Origin of the sequence: Dolichospermum flos-aquae CCAP 1403/13F (genome assembly GCF_012516395.1) — a bacterium.
GTDB lineage: Bacteria > Cyanobacteriota > Cyanobacteriia > Cyanobacteriales > Nostocaceae > Dolichospermum > Dolichospermum lemmermannii.
On record NZ_CP051206.1, the window covers coordinates 4,829,914 to 4,849,557 of the forward strand.

Here is a 19,644-nt window from a genome sequence, read left to right on the forward strand (position 1 = left end):
GCTTTTGACAAGAAATTAACTGCTTTCTATTCCTTTTTATAGATATATAGCAATTCGTATTTGATTTGTGATAGCGTAGCGTGCCGTAGATATACATTGCCAGAGTCAGATCCCCGACTTCTCGAAGAAGTCGGGGATCTGATATTCAAGTGGGTTATAAATGGGTGTAGAAAGGATTATTGCGGTTTGAGAATACTGGGAATTGTAGCGAGGATGCGTGTGACAATTTCTTCTGGTGTTTCGGTCGCGCTCATAGTAATATGTAAGTCAGCTTGGGAGTACATTGGTTGACGTTGTTCCCAAAGCGATGTCAATTTACTTTCGATATCGGCATCTTGTAAAAGTGGTCTGGTATTGTCTTCCGCTAACCGCTGTAAGATTATTCCTATTGGTGCATCTAACCAAATTATCAACCCATGATGGAGATAACTCCAATTCTGTTGCTGCATGGGAACACCCCCACCCGTAGATATAATCAACTTAGTATAAGCACAAACTTGAGCTAAAACATCACTCTCTAATTGCCGAAACTCCGCTTCACCATTTTCGGCAAATATTTCATTAATAGATTTACCTGCGGCTTTGATTATGACTTCATCTGTATCTACAAATCTATAACCAATTTCTGCGGCTAATAACTTTCCTACCGTTGTTTTCCCAACTCCCATCATGCCAATTAAATAGAGGTTGACTCCTTTTAATATATCAATCATCAGTATTTTTCTCCTGTAAAATTATTAATTATTATTAAAGCTTAAATTAGCGTTTTTGTGGTTTATTTTCGTTGTCATCCTCAAAATCATCATCTTCAAAAAAATCCCAGTCATCATCATCTGTAACTTGAGTTTTGCCTGATTCTTGGTAAGGAGGAATAATTACCCGATAATCAGCATCATAAACAGATTCAGTTTTACCCACAGCAGTGTTTTTCGGTGATTGGGAACTATAGGAATAAACGGAACTATTGCGGGAATTAGAACTTTGTTGACTTGGGGAAGTTTCTGTTACTGGTTCTGAATCTTCTCTATCATCCCAATCATCTTGATTGCGATTTGTGTCCCAATCGTCAAATTCATCATCAACTTGATTAACGGTTGGTGGAGTATTTTGTCTAACACGGGGTGGAGTGGGAATTGATTTGGGTAGAGGTTGTGGTGCTTGTAAATTTAAATCAGTCGCAAATTTTAACGATCTAGTAATTATTAAAGATGTGAAAATACCAGCAGTGATACTTAATAAAATCCACAATGCTAATGGTAATGCTTGAGTTCGCATCCCCAAAAACATTAATGGAAGTGAGGGCGACAAATTTTGAACTAATATTATTATTAGTCCCAGCATTGCCGTCACCAAGATAATTAAGCGAATTACAGCCATAAAAAATTCAAAATTGCAGCAGGATTCTAAGAATACACCAGGAAAAAACAGATGAATATAGCTGTTGCCACAAAAGAGCAAAATAGAATTAAGAATTAAGAATTAAAAATTTAGTTTTTTAATTTTTAATTGTTAATTTTTAATTCCTATAAATGACCTTGCCATCGCTGAATTGGTATACAGTCAATATCTAATTGATCCAGAGCGCGAGCTACAACAAAATCAACTAAATCCTCAATGGTTTGTGGGTTGTGATACCAAGCAGGAATAGCGGGGACTATTCTCACTCCAGTTTCCGCTAAGGTAGTTAAGTTCCGCAGGTGAATTAAACTAAAAGGGGTTTCTCTGGGGACAATTACCAGTTTACGTCCTTCTTTAATTTGGACATCTGCGGCTCGTTCTAGTAAGTCGGAACTTAGCCCCCCAGCAAGTTTTGCGACTGTACTCATACTACAAGGGATAATGATCATCCCCAACGTGCGGAAAGAACCACTGGCAATACCCGCACCAACATCACTCCAAGGATGACAGCGGAGTTTACCTTGTTCGGGAACTCCGGCTTGTTCTCGCCAAAATTGCTCTTGTTTTTCTGGTTCTCCTGGCATTCGGATTTCCTGTTCTGCCTGCCAAACTGTGTAAGTAGATTTAGATGCCACCAGTTCAATTTGATATTCTGCGGCTAAGAGGAATTTAAGAGCGCGAACGGCGTAAATTAGACCAGATGCACCTGTTACGCCCAAGATTAAAGGTTTTGTGTTATTAGTCATTTGTCAGTGGTCAGTGGTCAGTTGTTATTAGTCAGTTGTTAGTGGTCAGTGGTCAGTGGTCAGTGGTCAGTGGTTAATATTTAAGAGCAACTAACAAAGGACAACTGACAAAGGACAACTGACCACTGACTATTCTTGATCATAAGGTTCTCTGTCAAAAGATATGGCTTTGCCACGCAAGCTATCGCTTTGATTTTGTGGATAAATGTCTCCTGTTTCCTCATTGCCAGTATTCTCGCTCATGGCCTTAGGTAAACCATCAGCACCAACTGTCACTAAATCAATTTGTTGACGGTAGTAATCAACACTTTTGACTTGTACCATACAGCTATCGCCCAATCGGTAGGAAGCCCGATTTTTTCGCCCAAATAACGCTTGTTGTCTGGCACGATATTCATACCAATCGTCTTTGAGGGAACTGACGTGAACCAGTCCTTCTATTCGTAAGGTATTAGCGAGATTACCTTCTGTGGGCGATTCTACTGGGACTTCAATTTCCACAAAGAAGCCGTAGGATTGAACACCAGTAATTACTCCTGGAAATACTTCGCCAATGCGTTGTTTCATTAAGGAGGCTTTTTGGAGTCCGGCTAAATCAGCTTCAGCTTCTTGGACTTCTTTTTCTCGGTCATTAATTTGGACAATGACTCTGGTTAAGTCGCTTTGCAGTTCTTGTTGGAGTTCTGGGGGGAGAACGTTCCAATTGATTTCTTCGTGACAATTGGAATGGCGCAGGTTTATCCGATCTTTGACGCGGGTATTCCGGCGATCGCGCCCATGCTCTAGTAAGTTATGATACACCCGTTGCAAGAGGATATCTGGATAACGACGTAAGGGGGCAGTTATGTGGACATATTGGGATAAAGCTAGTCCAAAGTGAGAACTTTTGGTAATGCTATATAAAGAAGGCTTGAGAGTGTCTTGTAATAAATAGGTGAGAACTTGTTCTGATGGGGAATCGGCAAAAGCTCCCGTCAAGTGTTGATAATCTAGAGGTTGGATTTCTAATTCTGGATCAAGTCCTAATTCCACACCTAAATTAACGGCTAGTTTGAGCATTTCCTGAACATCTTCGGGATCAGGTGTGCCTTGAACTCGCCATAAACTGGGAACTCCCAAGGCGCTGAGATGATCAGCCATGAGTTGATTAACTAATATTACCAATTCGGTAATGAGCGATCGCCCAGGTAAGTCATTAACCACCACCGATCCCATTGCTCCTTCGTCATAGTAAGGGTTGTGGCTGGGTGGGAGATTTAACCGTAAGCTGCCCCGCTGTAGACGTACCTGCTTAATAGCAGTAGCCAAAGTCTGTAAATCTGGTAATTTCTCTTGGACTTCGACTGCCACTTTGCTGCTTTCACCGGCAAGAATAGCTGCTGTCTCTACTTGACTAACAGCTACATCTACATTAATGACACTAGGTTGAATTTCCCATTCCTCCACTTCTCCTGATTGGGGGTTAATGGTGATGATAAAAGAGAGAGCCAAGCGATCGCTACCAGGGACTAAAGAACACCGTTGTATCACCACTGCTGGCAACATTGGCAGTAGTAATTCTCCCAAATACACTGACTTACCCCGCTTGAGAGCTTCCCTGTCTAGAGCCTCATCGGGTTGGATATAGTGGGAAACATCTGTAATGTGAAATAATAATCGCCAATTATCATCAGTAGTTTTTTCTACACTGAAGGCATTTTCAACTACAGATTCATCACTGTTGACACTCTTAATGGTGAAGGTAAAAACCTCACGTAAATCGAGACGATTTTTCAGGTCTGCTTTCAGGAGTCTCTTGGGTAACTTTGCCGCTGCATCGAGGATAGAATCAGGAAAAGTTCGGGATAAATCATGTTTACAAGTTACCAAATCTATATCCGCTGCGGCTTCAGCATCACTACCCAAAATTTGCACTACTCGACCCAATGGGGGATATTGTGCGAGGGGATAGCGAAGAATTTCTACATGAGCTAAGTGATCAATTGCTTCTTCCAACTTCATGCTGTTGAGTTGTAGTTTCAGTTCAAACAGCAATCTGTCATCCAAAGGGACAGCCCGAAACCCTTCCTCCACCTGCTTAATTCTGGCGAGTAAGGTGTGATTAGACCGCTCCATAATCAACTTCACCTCACCTTCCGGCGATCGCCTGCGACTGCCTTCCTTGAGGACTCTTACCAAAACGCGATCGCCATTCCAGGCATTGCTCAAATGACTTTCACGGATGTAAATATCCTCTGAGCCTTCGCTATCTTGAATCGCAAAGCAAAAGCCCTTACTAGAACAACGGAGTTTAGCCTCAATCAAGCCTTCTTCGGTAACGCGGCGATATTTCCCCCGTTCCTTCACCAAAAGCCCGATTTTTTCCAACACATCCAAAGTAATTTGGAGTTTTTCTAGACTTTCTTCATCCTCACAACCCAGTTTTTTTTCTAGGACTTTACGAGCCACTAATTTATCATCTGTAAAATTGGCAAGAAGTGTAGCGATTGAAAATTCCATGCAGTGAACCGACCTTTGGTCAAAACATCATTTGTTGTCGAATCTGGCTCTTTACTGTATTCCCTCGCGGTTTACAGACACTTGCTTACGAATTTCGCCTTTGCGTAGTGTTTCGTAGAAAAGGCAAGTCCGCTCATCGCGCAGCGTGGCGTTAGCCATAGTCATTGTCAGATGAAGCCCCTGCGTTGACTTCTCACTGCACGACAATCTCAGCGTTTGCTTGCGTGACCCTTGACTTGATCTAAACAATCTTGACCATGCACTCCTGATACCTAATAATTAAACACTACGTAATTTAGATAATGAGTTAGTGAGAGACTTGGTTTGGAGAACTCTCTATCTCACCCACAACCCACAAACTACAAACTGGTTTAACTACAGGTGTTTGATAGTTTAGATGTAAGGCAATTCCACGACATCAATATCTGATAGCATAGCGTGGTGTTGGCCATGTCTTCACTAGAAGAAACCGCTGAAAAACCCAATTCTCCCTTATGTAGAATCGGTAACAATCAGGTAAGCAGTAAAACACAGGCAACGAAGGCAAACCTTATCTTTATTATTGTAGATTTAGAGCGCACTTCTTTAAAAATACTTCTAGATATCTAATTGGTTAATTAGTATAGCATTTAAAGATAGACGACAATTTGTGATCAACAACTGTTAGTATCAGGACATATTTAACGTCGTAAGTGCTTAGTTCTCAGTAAGACTTTATATTGAAATATAGGGTTTTGTCTAGGGGATGGTCAGTGGTCAGTTGTCAGTTGTCAGTAGGGGCGAAGCATTTGGAAGATAAATTATCGGTCATTACCAAAAATAGTTCTCCAAATGCTTCGCCCGTACAGTTGTCAGTTGTCAGTAGGGGCGAAGCATTTGGAAGATAAATTATCGATCATTGCCAAAAATAGTTCTCCAAATGCTTCGCCCGTACAGTTGTCAGTTGTCAGTAGGGGCGAAGCATTTGGAAGATAAATTATCGGTCATTGCCAAAAATAGTTCTCCAAATGCTTCGCCCGTACAGTTGTCAGTTGTCAGTGGTCAGTTGTCAGTTGTGCGCTGACTAGCAATTTATGTTATTAGGAAAATTTAGATAAAAATGGTTGAAAGTATGATGTTGGCACAATTCCAGAATTTGTACCCCAACGGCAGTATTATCTCAGAATTAATAGAAATTTTTCAGGGGAAATATATCGTCCGTGTCAGTATACAACTCGAAGGTATCACCAGGGCAACGGCGATCGCAGGAGCAGAAACAGTAGAAGCAGCAGAAGACCAGGCTAGAAACAGAGCTTTAACGGTTTTGGGGATCAAAAATACACCGGGGGAAGTCACAAAATCTGTCTCCCCATTAGTTACCACTCCACAAATAAAACCCACTTTCCAGGAATCAAAACCTGTTCCCCCTGTTAACAATACACAGATATATACACCACCGCTACCAGAAGAAGAAATTGATCCCAAATTTTCAGAACCAGAAATATTTTCTCATCAAGAACCAGAATATCCACCTTTATCAGAAGTCCCTCCTAGTAATGTCACACCATTTACACCTCGCAGTTATACCTCTTATGAGGATACTGGTGTCCAGTCAGTCGTCGGTAAAAAGAAAAGACATAATGAACCAGTAAATTTATCTGATGTCATTGCCCAAACAGACGTAGAAATCGAGCGATTAGGCTGGACACCAGAACAAGGTAAAGATTATCTGGTCAAAACCTACAGTAAACGAGGACGTTCTCTGCTGAGTGAAGAAGAATTACGAAATTTTCTCACTTACCTCAAATCTCAACCAGATCCAATTGCGGGATTTTAGAATCAGGAGTCAGGAGTCAGGAGTCAGGAGTCAGGAGTCAGGAGGAAGAAAGAAGAAAGAAGAATTTTCTCATTGACAACTGACAACTGTACGGGCGAAGCATTTGGATAACTATTTTTGGCAATGATCGATAATTTATCTTCCAAATGCTTCGCCCCTACTGACAACTGACAACTGACAACTGACAACTAACCACTGACAACTGACAACTAACCAATAACTAAACTATAGGTACAGGACGACTACCGGCGGCATGACGGTCAATTACTTGGTCAATCAAGCCATATTCCTTGGCTTCGGCGGGAGACATAAAGAAATCACGTTCGGTATCTTCAGAAATCCGCTCAAATGGTTGACCAGTATGATCAGCGAGAAATTCGTTTAGCCGCTGCTTGTGATACAAAATTTCGCGGGCTTGAATTGCAATATCAGTTGCTTGTCCTTGAGCGCCACCGAGGGGTTGATGAATCATAATCCGTGAATGGGGTAAACTCATCCTTTTACCCTTTGTACCCGCGCTGAGGAGAAAAGCTCCCATACTGGCCGCCAATCCAGTACAAATTGTACAGACATCAGGGCGAATATGCTTCATGGTGTCAAAAATACCCATTCCCGCTGTTACAGAACCACCAGGAGAATTAATGTACATATATATGTCCTTCTCCGCGTCCTCAGAATCTAAAAACAGCAGTTGGGCAACAATCAAGTTAGCCAGATTGCTATCAACCTGTTCTCCCAAAAAAATAATCCGCTCACGCAACAGCCGTGAATAGATATCAAAGGCGCGTTCGCCTCGGCCGGATTGTTCAATAACGATAGGAATCATTTAGTGTGTTTTAGCTATTTTTCATTTATTCTATCGGTGACAACGGCTAATTGTGTTGAAATTGCCAATTAAGATTAGGACAAGCCGGGTGAAGAGAGCAGATAGAAGCTCATGTAAAGAAATATATTTGACGCAAATATCAGTATTATTACGGTTCTTGCTAATTGAGTGACTGGAGTAAAACAATGAGATATCCCCAGGGATTTAAAAATAAATTTGGATTTTCAGGACACTTTTTGGAAAAAACAAACGTCCACGTTGTCAGGTGCATATAAAGAGAGAACTGAATCACATTTTTTCACAGATTTCTGAGCTATTCTCAAACTATATTCACCAAATCCGATAAACCAATAACACAAAGTGTATTGAGAATAACAAGTTCCTATGGAAGTCTCATCCATATAAATAAAGAGAGGGATATTATGCTAGAAAAACTTATACAAGCGGCCTTTATTACATTTTTATTGCAACTCATCGCCGTATTGAGTAAAACTACTCCAATACATCCCAAGGCAGCCTCACCTCTTGCGGAAATGTCGGGTCCTGTAATTAGTTCGACTTTCCAGGTTTCGGAGTAAAATGCAGCCTAGACGGAACAGGGAACAGGTAAAAATTTTAATCTTTTCCCTGATTACCAATCTTTTCAATCTTTTATTTTTAATTCCGCCCTGGGGTAGTAGTCATGACTTTATTTTTGCTATTCTGATTATCTCCACCTGTGATACTGCGGAAATATAGCCCACCAATACTGATGAGAAATATTAAATATCCCACGGCTTGAACAATATAGATTTTGTCTCTATAACCAAATAAGGACTTGAGAATGATACCTGGGAACTGTTCGTCAGATAAGATTTTTTCAGCATTCCAAACCATTGGACCTAAGATACAAGAGTGAATTCTGGTAAAGTGTTCATAATAGAAACAAAGATTTTCTGAAGAACGACTACTCAAAGCTAGATTAGCTGTGGCTTCATCAAAATGTTGTAAACCGGAAACTACTAAACCAGAAACAATTAATATTAATAAAACGCCCATAACTTGAAAGAATTGGCGAATATTAATTTTCACACCCCATTTAAATAATAAAACGCCAATTACTGACGCTGTGGCTAAACCACCAAGTGCGCCTAAAGTCGGTAATAAACCTTGTTGAAAATTAGCTGCAACGAAGAGAACAGTTTCAAATCCTTCGCGGACAATGGCGACTAGAATTAAACTAAAAACTCCCCAAGCTGCATTGGAATTTTTGCCTATTGCGTCGGTAACTGCTCCCTCAACTTGTGCTTTCATAAATCTGGCTTGTTTTGTCATCCAGATTAACATCCAACTCAGCATGACTATTGCTAAAACACTAAATACACCTTCCAATGTTGGCTCAACAACAGAGGTATATTGAGGATTAATAGATCCTAAGAATTTAATGATCCCCGTAAATAAAATACCGATTAAGCCACTGACAATAATACCAACAATTACGCCAGCATAAACCCAAGGGTTGAGTCGAGATTGTTGGGCTTTTTTTAATAATGCGAGAACAATACCCACAACTAAAGCGGCTTCGACACCTTCTCGCAGGGTAATTACAAAAGTGGGTAGAGCGGTACTAAAATTCATTTTTATTAGTTAGTTGTCAGTGGTCAGTGGTCAGTAGGGGCGAAGCATTTGGAAGATAAATTATCGGTCATTGCCAAAAATAGTTCTCCAAATGCTTCGCCCGTACAGTGGTCAGTTGTAGATTTTATTTCTCCTGACTTCTGACTCCTGACTCCTGCTTTTTTAGCTGAAATCGCGTAACATTTTCTTGAGTTCGAGATTGTGCATCTCTTCTTGTCCGATCATACCACGGCTGAATTCTTCTAAATAAATACTGGCATTGTTGACAACTGCTAGAAGACTTTTGTACATATCTAAAGCTTTCTTTTCATGGGATAAACTTTCTTGCAAAATATCCTTAACGTTATGTTTGAAAGTTTCTTCCATTGGGGCGATTCTCAAAGTAGGATGTCCTTCTAAGCCTGTGAGAATTTCTCCCACTTGTTGAGCATGAAGTAAGGATTCTGTGGCTTGCGCTTTGAAGAATGCCACAATAGGTATACGATTTGGACCTGTTACCATTAAGGAATAATGGGTGTAGCGAACTACCCCTGCTAGTTCAAATTCCATAATGGAGTTGAGAATATCAATTGTTTTTTGGTGGTCGAGTTCTTGCATTAGTTGTTAAGTTGAGCAAAATTACATCAGGAGAGTATTTAGCTACCAATTATTAGTGAGCAGTTATACTTTTTTTAAGGTTTGAAAACCCAAACTATTCTCACTCTTAGTTTTTAACTATTTGCTCTCTTGTCTACTATTTTAAACTTCTTTTTCTGTACTTCCAATGGTGTGAAAATACTAACTTTGTGCTTTAGTGCTGGTTTTTTCTCGCACTTTTTGGGTATTTTCCTCGATGGTTTTCACTAGCTTGGTAACATCTTCTGGAGTGCTAACTGCTTGCGCTGGGGGGATAGCAGTAGGCCAAACTTTCACTAGTTCTCCAAAAGCTGTATCTATGGCTTTGTGTGCTTGAGGATGTTCTTGGGTCATTTGGCTAGAAATACTTTTATATAGCTCCTGAGAATAGACGACAAAACCACGAGAATCTTGATATTCAATGGGGGCAGTAATTTTGCCATTCGCAATTGCTGCACCATATTCTGAGTTGGCTGCGTCTAGTAAACTGGTGATTACTTGCAGAACAAATTCGGGTTTACTGCGTTGTTCGGCTGGTAAAATTGCGATCGCACTATCAACGGCTTGCACAGAAGTGGTAAAGTTAGTTTTTATTTTGGCATCCTTGGGATTAGATTTCACTAAATCAGTTAAACTGACTAAGTTGCTTTTAAATTCTTTAACTTTACGTTCATCTAATTGTTCTTCAATATCAATATAAATCTCCTCAACTGGATGTCCAATATGGGGTTGAGCTTGTTTGGGTTGATTTTGATCTAGTAGTTCTTTGGCTACTAAAAGATGTCCTTTCATTAACCCCAATTTGGTCATGTAGTCAATATCTTTAGCTTCACCTGTAAGTACCACTTCCTCAACTGTCACCATGTCTTTAATTTGGTCAAACTGTGGTTGAGTAATCACTTTTTTACTGACTAAATCCGTTGGATTAGCGTAGGGACGATTAGCTTGGATTTTGTTGGATAAAGCCGGAATTCCTAATGTAGCTTCTAATTTATCTAATTGGGATAAAATTGCATTATTGATATTAATTTTAGCTTTACCACTATGACCGCTATGGGTGCTAGTTTCTGTTACTTGGGCTGTATTTGGTGTTGATTGAATATCTGCTTTTGGTGTGTCGCTGGTACAAGAACTTAGAGAAATCATGGCACAAGCAGCGATAGATAAGAATAAATAACGGAATTTGATCATTTTTGCTCCTGATAAAGTGTCAATGTTGGTAATTTAAGGATTTAGCAGTAGATAAATTTGCAAATATTTCGGTTTAGATATAATTATGATTTATCATAAATACAAATATTTATCAACTATTTTTCTAAAACATAAGTATAAATTAAGTAGGTAAATTTCAGATATTGCTAAATTTGGGTTTTACTAAGTTGCTAATCTTTCTGAGTTTTGTCAGGATTTATTGACCGGTTTTTGGGAATCTTTTTCCGCGATTACTTCAAACTGTCCCATACACCCACTTTCAGCGATTGCATCTTGGTGAGGATGAAACATATATTTTCCTGGATAGCGAAAAGCAAACTCTAAAATGTGCCTTTCTGCGACACCCATTGTTAAAACATCGGTTTTTTCACTGGGAGTCATTGTCATACCGAAACGATAAACATTGAAGAAGTTAGCGTGAAGGTGAAATGTCACAGCGGGATCAAATTCAATAATATTCAAAACATAGACCCGAATCAACTGATTTTGATAAATCTGAATGGGATGGTGCATATAATGATGCGGCATACCATTAAAAGCATAATATTCATTGCGATTATCATCATTTATGTCATACCCAGACATGATTAAAACAATTTCATCAGCAGGAGGACGGGGTTTAGGAGGGTCAATAATAAACATCCCATATAAACCTTTAGCAATATGACGAGTAACCGGAGCAATGTGACAATGATACAAATGAACGCCATAGGGTTCGGCATCAAATTCGTATATAGTCGCTTTACCATTACCCACAGGTTTTATTCCATCCATTTCAGCGGGATGAACTCCGTGAAAATGCAGAGAATGGGAATGTCCAGCATTGTTGAGAAAAAGTATTCTTATTCTTTCCCCTTCTTTAGCCCGGAGTGTTGGTCCAGGAATCCGCCCATTTAAATCCCAAATGTTGTAGGAGACAGCACTATTAAGCTGAATGGTGGAAGTACCAGCAGTTAGCTGAAATTCGCGGACTGTACGCCCATTTTCCTGCTTAACTGTCCCATAATCAAACTCTCGTAACACCTGCATGGGGTTAGTAGCACCATTAGATGCTGCCATTTCCATTGGTGGGATTCTGACACTGGCATGATTTTTGACATTCAATATCTGCCAAATTGCTCCCGCACCAATGACTCCAGCGCCGGATAATCCCAGTTGTAGCAATTGGCGACGACTCCAAATTTTATCTTTACTGAAAGTAAAGTTGTCAGACATGAGACTAATAGGAATATGGGTATGTAGGAAATTGCAAATTATTTGCAATTAACTTTAGGTATCCTATCCAACTTAGGAATTATTGTCAATAAATTGGAAAAATAATTTTTAGGACTAAGATCCCCGACTTCTCTAAGAAGTCGGGGATCTTGCTATAGTTGGACAGAGAACAGATGATGCTTGCAGGCTAGTAAATGAAATAAGGTGCTAAGATCGCTCAGGTAAGTAATAAATTAGACTCAACTCCATTTACTTTAACTATAGCGGTTATTGGTTGAATGAAATACAGTTATAATATCCTGTAAATCCTTAAATCCTGGATATCCTGATTTAGACAAGAGGTAGCATCTGGGAAACTACAATTTCTAAATCAGGAAAATCTAAAGGAGATATGTTTTGATGTTCTGTGATAATTTCTTGATTTTGATAACCTTCTGTTGTGGGATTTCTAAATACAATTAATTCGCGTTTCACTACATCTAATACCCAATAATCCTTAATTCCTGCTTGAGAATAAGCTTTAGCTTTGATTTCTGTATCTAGTTTTAAACTACTATCTGCAACTTCGATAATTAAATAAATTTCTGTTGGGGTAGGATGATGATCTGCATAGTCTAGCGGATCTATTTTCACTACAGCAATATCTGGTTCTGGTTCAGACCTTTCATTTAATTTTACAGGGTCTTGAATAGCTATGCAAGCTTTATGACCAATTCTATTTTCCAACAACTTATATGTTCTTCCTACTGCTGAACGGTGGGCTGTTCCTTTAGCAATCATCCAGATTATTTTCCCCTCTAATAATTCTACCCGTTCACTTGGTTCAAATATTCCTGCTTCAGCCATTCTGTGGTATTCATCAACAGTCCACAGCCGCAATTGTAAGGGAGATTCTGTGGTTTGCATAGTTAATTAAGGTGAATATTTATTCACTATTATATGATATTTTATTTGTCAGAATCAGGATGTCCAGGATTAAAGGATTTACAGGATTTTTTATGAAATACTTTAATTCACCCTTGAAGAATAAGCCTTGGCTTTAATTTACTAGCATATTCAGTTAAAATAATCATAAAAACTACTTTGATCAAAATCTTCTAAATAACCATAGTCTGATGATCTGTAGTCATCTGATTTTTGCATATCTTTACTATAGTACATATCATCATATTCTTCTTGATAAGAATCATCATAGTCATCATTATTATTTAAATCCTCTACCGAATAATTATCTTCATAATCATCACTAACTTGAGTGTTATGTCAGGGCAAGCGCATCTTATTTTTAGAATGCTTACTGGACAAAGGTTTTGACGATTGTTAATTTTTGTAACTAAAGGTTGAAACCCTTGCTGGGCATGGATTACAGAATTTAGGTGCGTTTGCCCTGGCGTAGCATTACTTGTGACAGCAGCTTAGTGATTAGACGTAAGTAGCAAATATTTTGTTTCTATGGAAATCCAGTAGCTATTTATTTCGAGAATTTTTAGGCTCAAATTTCAAATATGTTCCTCCCAATCCTTCTACAATTGTTCTTGTATTAGCAGCCATCATTTTCTGATAGGTTTCTCCGTCACTTCCTGGTTCACCTAGTCCGTCAATATAAAGTGGTCTTTGAAAAACCTTTACTTTCGCTGCTGTCGCTACAGGTGCGAGTAAATTAGAATTGGTATTTGTATCTGCAAAAATTGTTGGTACTTGATATTTTTGAATCTCTCTAACCAAATTTTTAACTTTTGGATCTGTCAATTTTCCTGTATTTTTGACATTACCTAAATTGACTGAATAGGGAATATCATAAGCTTTGACATAATAAATCATTGCTGAATTTGTTGTCACTAATTTTCGATTTTTATCGGGAATACTAGCTAATCTGCCTTTAATCCAACTATTAATTTGATTGATTTCTTTAGTTACTTTCTTGGTATTTTTATTATAAATATTTTTATTTCCTGGTGCTAATTTAACTAAGCTACTATTAATTATTTCTACCATTTTGATAGTATTAATAGGATTATGCCAAACATGAGGTTCAATAATTTGCTTACCATTTTTTCTGATTTGGATGGAATTTACACCCATAGTTTTAGCAACGGCAATTTTTAATTTAGGTTTTTTAATCTCTTCAATAATTTTAATTAAACCTGGTTCAAAATTATAACCATGATACAATACTAAACTAGCATTTTTAATGGCTTGATTATCTTCTGGTATGGGTTTATAATTTATGGGATTTATCCCAGGAGGAATTAAACAAATCAGATTAATTGTATCTCCAGCAACTTGTTTTGTTAAATCGCAAATTACGCTATTAGTTACTACGACAAACGGTAAATTATTATTAATATTTTTATTAGTGGTATTATATATTGTATTAATAGGTTTATTTCCACATCCAGATAAACCCACCATTAAACCTAAAATGGTACTTTTCAATAAATGTGTAGATAGGTTTTTTTCTGACATAATTGATTGTAATTGATGAATATATTAAAAAGTCCAGAAATAATTATATAAAGTAATAAAGACACAGACTTGCTGTGTCTTGTAAAACATTTATTGTTCTAATTTATTAAATTCCAGCCATAGGTAACTTACCTTGTAATTTCTGTAAATTAGCTTGAACACAATTAGTGCAATTGCAACCAATTTGTTGTATTACAGAATGTGTGATGCTATTTATTTGCGGTGTAGCTATATCAAAATTTGCTGGATTAGATAACACCACAATCATTTGGACAGCGGGTGCAGCTTTGAATTTGGAAGCGTGTGCTGGGTTAACTACCAATAGCAGAGATGCTAAAAACATAGGAAAAGCCAGCAAAATCAATTTGACTATTTTCATAAGTTGTCAGTTGTCAGTTGTCAGTTGTCAGTAGGGGCGAAGCATTTGGAAGATAAATTATCGGTCATTGCCAAAAATAGTTCTCCAAATGCTTCGCCCGTACAGTTGTTAGAGGATTTTTCTACCAGTCAATACTTCTCGGACTTCTAGCATGGCTGAATAGGTGGGGAGAATGTGTAAAGTTTCATTCACTGGTGTATGCTCTAGAGCAGTAGCGATCGCTTGCTGCAAATTTGACTCTACAATCAGATTGATGTCACTGTCCAGAGATTCCTGACTATAACGCAGACGTAAAGCCATATCATACACGCGATCGCCACTGACAATCAACGTTCCACCCCGTGCTACCAACTTTTCTGTATCCACATCCCAAATCCATGATACATCAGTACCATCTGGGGTTCTGTCATTCAACACCAATAAAGTAGTTTTATCGGTACTTTCAGTGACGACGCGAATAGTTTCATTTGTTCCTACAGGGTTTTTTGATAATAAAATTCTTACCCGTTTACCATCAATTACCAAATCTTCTGCACGACCAAAAGCAGCTTGAAAATTATTAATTCCATCTCTAATACTAACTTCATCAACTCCTAATTCTTTTGCTGCTGTGGCTGCGGCTAAAGTATTATATTTGTTGTACAAACCCACAAGAATTTGTGACCAATCCTGGCTTAATAATGCGGGTTGACTTTTAGTAAAACCACAACTAGGACAAGTAAAATCTCCTAAATGGGACAAATAAACCCCTTGATAATCTAAAGCATGACCACAGCTAGGACAATAAATAGAATCCACAGCATGAGGAATAGCTTCTAAATAATTTTCAGGTTCATTTAAACCAAAGAACAAAACCTTTTGGGGTAACTGTTGACCCAAATAAGATAAAGTCGGATCATCAGCATTGGGAATAACTACCGTTGTTGTTGGTAAAGTAGCAATCACCTTAGTCCACCGCTTACTAATACTATCCACTTCCCCATATCTATCCAACTGGTCACGAAACAGATTTAAACAGAGAATAATTCGAGGTTGTAGCGGTTTTAAAACCTTGGGAACTATATTTTCATCAACTTCCAAAATTGCATAATCTACATTCAGGTTTCCTAACAGATTCGCATTATCTATCAAAGCCGTTGCTAACCCATTTTCTAAATTTGCACCTGTAGAATTATGGGCAACACGGAAACCCTTCCGTTCTAAAATAGTGGATAATAGTAAAGCAGTAGTCGTCTTGCCATTTGTTCCCGCAATGATAATTATCCCATTCTTGACTTGCTGACTCAATAACTCCAAAATGCGAGGTTCTATCCGTCGCGCAATCGAACCGGGTAAAACACTAGCAGCACCAAGACCCAGTGACCTCACCAAAAACGTGACACTTTTGGCCATTGATACCGCAAAACCCAAGCGGAGTCTATCTATAACTTTTATTTTCTTACCTACAGTCATGATTTATAAATAACCTATAATTGCAAAAAGAATTTCATCCGTATTTATCTGCGTTTATCTGCGTTTATCTGCGGTCAATTATTCCAGAAATCTTATTCTATAGAGCTTCATCTTCATTTCGTGTAAGTTTAACTAATTAGAAAAGATAGCATCAAAATGAGTATAGTCTCACTAACAAATAATTTTTTCTCTGAAAACACCAGTAAAGGTTATCTTAAAAAATAGTGCGTGGGTGTGATTATTATCCAAACCAGTTAACATCAGTTCAGCACAAACTCACAAAAAATAGTAGCAAAGACAAGGTTTCTGTTAATGAATAGCATAAAGTGGCTTTTTTTACAAACTCAAATAATTACTAACTGGAAACGGTTAGTGTCAAAATGCTTATTGCTGCTTGTTTGTCTATTCGTAATTAGTATGCAGCCAGCATTAGCAGGTATTAAAGATGACCGATATGATGGCAATATTTTTGTAATTTATGCTGGTAATGGTTCTCTAGTTCCTTCCAAAGAAACACTAGCTCAGACATTAGCAGAACATAAACCAGCGATAGTGACATTCTACACTGATGACAGTAGCGATTGCAAAAAATATGCGCCGGTTGTTTCCGAAATGCAAGCATTCTATGGCCGCGCAACAGAAATCATTCCTATCAGCGTTGATACTCTTTTAGCTGACAAAACCTATCAACCCACAGAACCAGGATATTATTATGGAGGAAGTGTGCCTCAAGTTGTAGTTTTTGACCAGTCGGGTAAGGTAGTTTTCAATAAAAAAGGTCAAGTCCCTTTTGAGGAAATAGACGACAAATTGAGAGAAGTATTTGATTTATTACCCCGCACTGAGTCAGTCGAGTTAAAACGACGTTCACCGAGAGAATTCAGTAGTCAGCTAGAAGATCAATAGATATCTCCAAAAATTAAATGTGCGTTTCCTAGAACTCTTGTAGAGAGGTTCTATGGAACGTCTAACTCTCTCTAAGGAACGCAAATTTAGTAACCTGCAATTCTGATTTGACCGAAACTAGTGCGTTACTCTTTGCTTTAGCGCAGTCATTCTCGCAGATATTTGCATACCCTATTTTTATAGTTTAAACTAACCTTTAGGAAATTTAGAAAAATAAATATATGACAACCTGTCATATTTGGCATTGATTGTATTTAAAATGAGATTAGAAAAATAAAAATATTTCCACAGGAGAGAAACATGAAATCTATCGCAGCAACTTTGCGACGCTTAAGCCTAGCTGTATTAACAGTTATTGTAATTTTCGGTAGCTTTGCTGTATTTACCCCTACTGCATCTGCGGAAACATATACAGTTAAGCTAGGTAGTGATAAAGGCTTGTTGGCTTTTCAACCAAAGCAGTTGACTGTTAAGCCTGGTGACACTATTGAATGGATAAACAACAAAGTTCCTCCCCACAACGTTGTATTTGATTCTGCTAAAAACCCCGCTCATGACAAAGCATTAGCGACAGCTTTATCCCATACAAAGTTATTACTAAATCCCGGACAAAAACAAACAACCACTTTTCCTGCTGACGCTCCTGCTGGTGATTATACCTTTTACTGCCAACCCCACCGTGGTGCTGGCATGGTTGGTAAAATCACTGTTGAAGGCTAATATATAGCTATTAACCATCCCTGTGAATAGATGGGGATGGTAAAAGCAATCCTTTTGATAGACAATAAAGACATAAAAATACTTTTATAATTGTAGATAAAATGGTTATGTTCTCCAAATTTTCAATTTTAAAAAAATACTCCCCTCCTGACAGAGAAGGGAAAGTGTGGGTATTACTTCATATCATAACCAAACAAATTCGGATCAACTTCTCCTAATTGTAAATCCGCTAAACCGTATTCTTGCCAGCGTCTTTCTACCATGGCAGCAATATCAATATCTGATTTTAATGGTTCACCCCATTCATGTTCTGTTTCTGGAGGAATTTTTGTAGTGGCATCAATTCCCATTCTCCCACCTAACCCTAATTTCTCACTAGCAAAATCTAAAGTATCAAAGGGAGTATTTGGTAAAATAAATACATCTCTGGTAGGATCAACTTTAGAACTTATTGCCCAAACGACTTGACGAGGATCACGAACATTGATATCTTTATCAACGACAATCACAAATTTAGTGTAGGTAAATTGTGGTAACGCACTCCAAAACGCTAAAGCTGCTCGTCGTGCTTGTCCAGGATAGGCTTTATCTATGGAAATAATTGCGGCTTTGTAACTTAACGCTTCCATTGGCAGGAAAAAATCAACTATTTCTGAGACCTGTTGCCGTAAAATGGGGGTGTAAATCCGATTAAGAGCGATCGCCATCATGGCTTCTTCTTTCGGTGGCAAACCGCTAAATGTGGTAAGATAAATTGGGTCTCTGCGGTGTGTCATGCACTGAAACCGCACCAAAGGCGAATCTTCCACACCGCCATAATATCCCATGTGGTCGCCAAAGGGTCCATCGGGTAAAACTTCCCCCGGTGTAATTGTCCCTTCTAAAACAAACTCGGAATCTGCGGGAACTTCCAAATCTACGGTTTTACACTTGGCTAAGTTGACTCCCGAACCGCCATACAATCCAGCAAATAACCACTCTGATAAATCTACAGGAATGGGTGTGGCTGCTGCCATAATGATTAAAGGATCAACACCCAGAGCGATCGCTACTTCTAACTTTTTACCACGTTCTGCCGCTTTCCGCAAGTGTCTCGCCCCTCCCCGCACCGATAACCAATGTACGGTCATTGTATTTTGAGATTGTAGCTGTAACCGATACACGCCTACATTGGGGATTCCCGTCTCACAATCCTTAGTAATTACCAATCCTAGCGTAATAATCTTTCCGGCATCTCCCGGATAAGGACGTATTAAAGGTAACTTATTTAAATCTAAATCATTCCCTGCCACTACCACTTGTTGACAAGGGGGAAAAAAGTCCCTTCCCGGTTTGGCTTTGATTACGTCAAACAGCACTTTACCAAAATCTATGGCTTGGGAAATCTTTTTGGGTGGTTTGGGTTGCTGAAGCATACTCAGCTTCTTTCCCAGGGTTTCCAACTCTTCTGGTTTTTCCATGTTCATAGCCCAGCATATCCTTTCCACTGTCCCCATTAAATTTACCGCAACGGGGAAAGATGCACCTTTGACGTTTTCAAAGATTAAGCCTGGGCCACCTTTTTGCAGCATTCGGTTGGAAATCTCTGCAATTTCCATATCTGGGTCAACTAAAGCCGAAATTCGCTTTAATTGTCCTCTTTCTTCTAGAATTTTAATGAATCCCCGTAAATCTCTCGCCATTGTTTTGTTTTAATTATGAAGAAGTGTAAAGCTATTTTTATCTTAGTCTTGATTTGGATAAGTTGATTTTTTAGTACGAATATACTATAATGAGG

At 38.6% G+C, this 19,644-nt stretch carries 21 protein-coding genes; 6 read left to right on the forward strand and 15 right to left on the reverse strand.

Annotation, left to right across the window (positions count from 1 at the left end; translation table 11 throughout):
• Positions 1-176: 176 nt before the first annotated feature.
• The 4 genes from HGD76_RS23080 to HGD76_RS23095 form a co-directional block, all read right to left on the reverse strand.
• Complete coding sequence (locus tag HGD76_RS23080) at positions 177-713, reverse strand: shikimate kinase (RefSeq protein ID WP_168697150.1); 537 nt, start codon at positions 711-713, stop codon at positions 177-179.
• Positions 714-759: 46 nt separating this feature from the next.
• Positions 760-1,377, reverse strand: coding sequence for a LapA family protein (locus HGD76_RS23085; RefSeq protein ID WP_168697151.1), 618 nt, complete (start codon positions 1,375-1,377; stop codon positions 760-762).
• Positions 1,378-1,523: 146 nt separating this feature from the next.
• Complete coding sequence (locus HGD76_RS23090; protein ID WP_168633931.1) at positions 1,524-2,144, reverse strand: flavin prenyltransferase UbiX; 621 nt, start codon at positions 2,142-2,144, stop codon at positions 1,524-1,526.
• 129 nt (positions 2,145-2,273) lie between these two features.
• Positions 2,274-4,643, reverse strand: a complete 2,370-nt coding sequence (locus HGD76_RS23095; protein ID WP_168697152.1) for a ribonuclease R family protein — start codon at positions 4,641-4,643, stop codon at positions 2,274-2,276.
• 831 nt (positions 4,644-5,474) lie between these two features.
• Here HGD76_RS23095 and HGD76_RS25660 point away from each other — a divergent pair.
• Positions 5,475-5,618: a hypothetical protein gene (locus HGD76_RS25660; protein WP_233466968.1), complete on the forward strand. Its 144-nt coding sequence runs from the start codon at positions 5,475-5,477 to the stop codon at positions 5,616-5,618.
• A gap of 139 nt (positions 5,619-5,757) precedes the next feature.
• The gene (locus HGD76_RS23105; RefSeq protein ID WP_168697544.1) at positions 5,758-6,459 is read left to right on the forward strand and encodes a slr1353 family protein; all 702 of its coding nucleotides are present in this window, start codon (positions 5,758-5,760) and stop codon (positions 6,457-6,459) included.
• A 23-nt stretch (positions 6,460-6,482) separates the two neighbouring features.
• Here the strand turns inward: HGD76_RS23105 and HGD76_RS23110 are convergent, their stop codons facing one another.
• Both HGD76_RS23110 and clpP read right to left on the reverse strand, forming a co-directional pair.
• Complete coding sequence (locus HGD76_RS23110; RefSeq protein ID WP_168697153.1) at positions 6,483-6,647, reverse strand: hypothetical protein; 165 nt, start codon at positions 6,645-6,647, stop codon at positions 6,483-6,485.
• A gap of 32 nt (positions 6,648-6,679) precedes the next feature.
• A complete protein-coding gene (clpP, locus tag HGD76_RS23115) occupies positions 6,680-7,285 on the reverse strand; it encodes an ATP-dependent Clp endopeptidase proteolytic subunit ClpP (RefSeq protein WP_168697154.1) in 606 nt (201 codons plus the stop codon).
• Positions 7,286-7,707: 422 nt separating this feature from the next.
• On the opposite strand from clpP, the gene HGD76_RS26455 reads away from it, so the two are divergent.
• Positions 7,708-7,863 carry a QAALIT motif small membrane protein gene (locus HGD76_RS26455; protein WP_271822022.1) on the forward strand — a complete coding sequence of 52 codons (156 nt, stop codon included), beginning with the start codon at positions 7,708-7,710 and terminating at the stop codon, positions 7,861-7,863.
• A gap of 79 nt (positions 7,864-7,942) precedes the next feature.
• On the opposite strand, the gene HGD76_RS23120 is transcribed toward HGD76_RS26455, so the two are convergent.
• From HGD76_RS23120 to HGD76_RS23150, 7 genes are all read right to left on the reverse strand, one after another.
• Positions 7,943-8,902: an FTR1 family iron permease gene (locus tag HGD76_RS23120; protein ID WP_148764851.1), complete on the reverse strand. Its 960-nt coding sequence runs from the start codon at positions 8,900-8,902 to the stop codon at positions 7,943-7,945.
• Between the two features lie 162 nt (positions 8,903-9,064).
• The gene (locus HGD76_RS23125; RefSeq protein WP_015080571.1) at positions 9,065-9,499 is read right to left on the reverse strand and encodes a ferritin-like domain-containing protein; all 435 of its coding nucleotides are present in this window, start codon (positions 9,497-9,499) and stop codon (positions 9,065-9,067) included.
• 180 nt (positions 9,500-9,679) lie between these two features.
• Positions 9,680-10,708 (reverse strand): ComEA family DNA-binding protein, encoded by a 1,029-nt coding sequence (locus HGD76_RS23130; protein WP_168697155.1) that lies wholly within the window; start codon positions 10,706-10,708, stop codon positions 9,680-9,682.
• Positions 10,709-10,918: 210 nt separating this feature from the next.
• The gene (locus HGD76_RS23135; RefSeq protein WP_168697156.1) at positions 10,919-11,944 is read right to left on the reverse strand and encodes a multicopper oxidase domain-containing protein; all 1,026 of its coding nucleotides are present in this window, start codon (positions 11,942-11,944) and stop codon (positions 10,919-10,921) included.
• A 330-nt stretch (positions 11,945-12,274) separates the two neighbouring features.
• Positions 12,275-12,850 (reverse strand): Uma2 family endonuclease, encoded by a 576-nt coding sequence (locus tag HGD76_RS23140; protein WP_168697157.1) that lies wholly within the window; start codon positions 12,848-12,850, stop codon positions 12,275-12,277.
• Positions 12,851-13,411: 561 nt separating this feature from the next.
• Entirely contained in the window at positions 13,412-14,410 is a 999-nt protein-coding gene (locus HGD76_RS23145; RefSeq protein ID WP_210967677.1) for a metal ABC transporter solute-binding protein, Zn/Mn family, read from the reverse strand.
• Positions 14,411-14,516: 106 nt separating this feature from the next.
• Positions 14,517-14,789: a hypothetical protein gene (locus tag HGD76_RS23150; RefSeq protein WP_168697158.1), complete on the reverse strand. Its 273-nt coding sequence runs from the start codon at positions 14,787-14,789 to the stop codon at positions 14,517-14,519.
• Between the two features lie 24 nt (positions 14,790-14,813).
• Between HGD76_RS23150 and HGD76_RS26055 the strand changes: the two genes are divergently transcribed.
• Positions 14,814-14,939 (forward strand): hypothetical protein, encoded by a 126-nt coding sequence (locus HGD76_RS26055; RefSeq protein WP_267904300.1) that lies wholly within the window; start codon positions 14,814-14,816, stop codon positions 14,937-14,939.
• Here HGD76_RS26055 and HGD76_RS23155 read toward each other — a convergent pair.
• Entirely contained in the window at positions 14,898-16,241 is a 1,344-nt protein-coding gene (locus tag HGD76_RS23155; protein WP_168697159.1) for a Mur ligase family protein, read from the reverse strand. The two genes, HGD76_RS26055 and HGD76_RS23155, sit on opposite strands and share 42 nt — an antisense overlap.
• Positions 16,242-16,553: 312 nt before the next feature.
• On the opposite strand from HGD76_RS23155, the gene HGD76_RS23160 reads away from it, so the two are divergent.
• Positions 16,554-17,147, forward strand: a complete 594-nt coding sequence (locus HGD76_RS23160; protein WP_168697160.1) for a thylakoid membrane photosystem I accumulation factor — start codon at positions 16,554-16,556, stop codon at positions 17,145-17,147.
• A 300-nt stretch (positions 17,148-17,447) separates the two neighbouring features.
• Complete coding sequence (gene petE, locus HGD76_RS23165; protein WP_015078369.1) at positions 17,448-17,867, forward strand: plastocyanin; 420 nt, start codon at positions 17,448-17,450, stop codon at positions 17,865-17,867.
• 173 nt (positions 17,868-18,040) lie between these two features.
• On the opposite strand, the gene HGD76_RS23170 is transcribed toward petE, so the two are convergent.
• Positions 18,041-19,549: a UbiD family decarboxylase gene (locus HGD76_RS23170; protein WP_148764878.1), complete on the reverse strand. Its 1,509-nt coding sequence runs from the start codon at positions 19,547-19,549 to the stop codon at positions 18,041-18,043.
• Between the last annotated feature and the right edge of the window lie 95 nt (positions 19,550-19,644).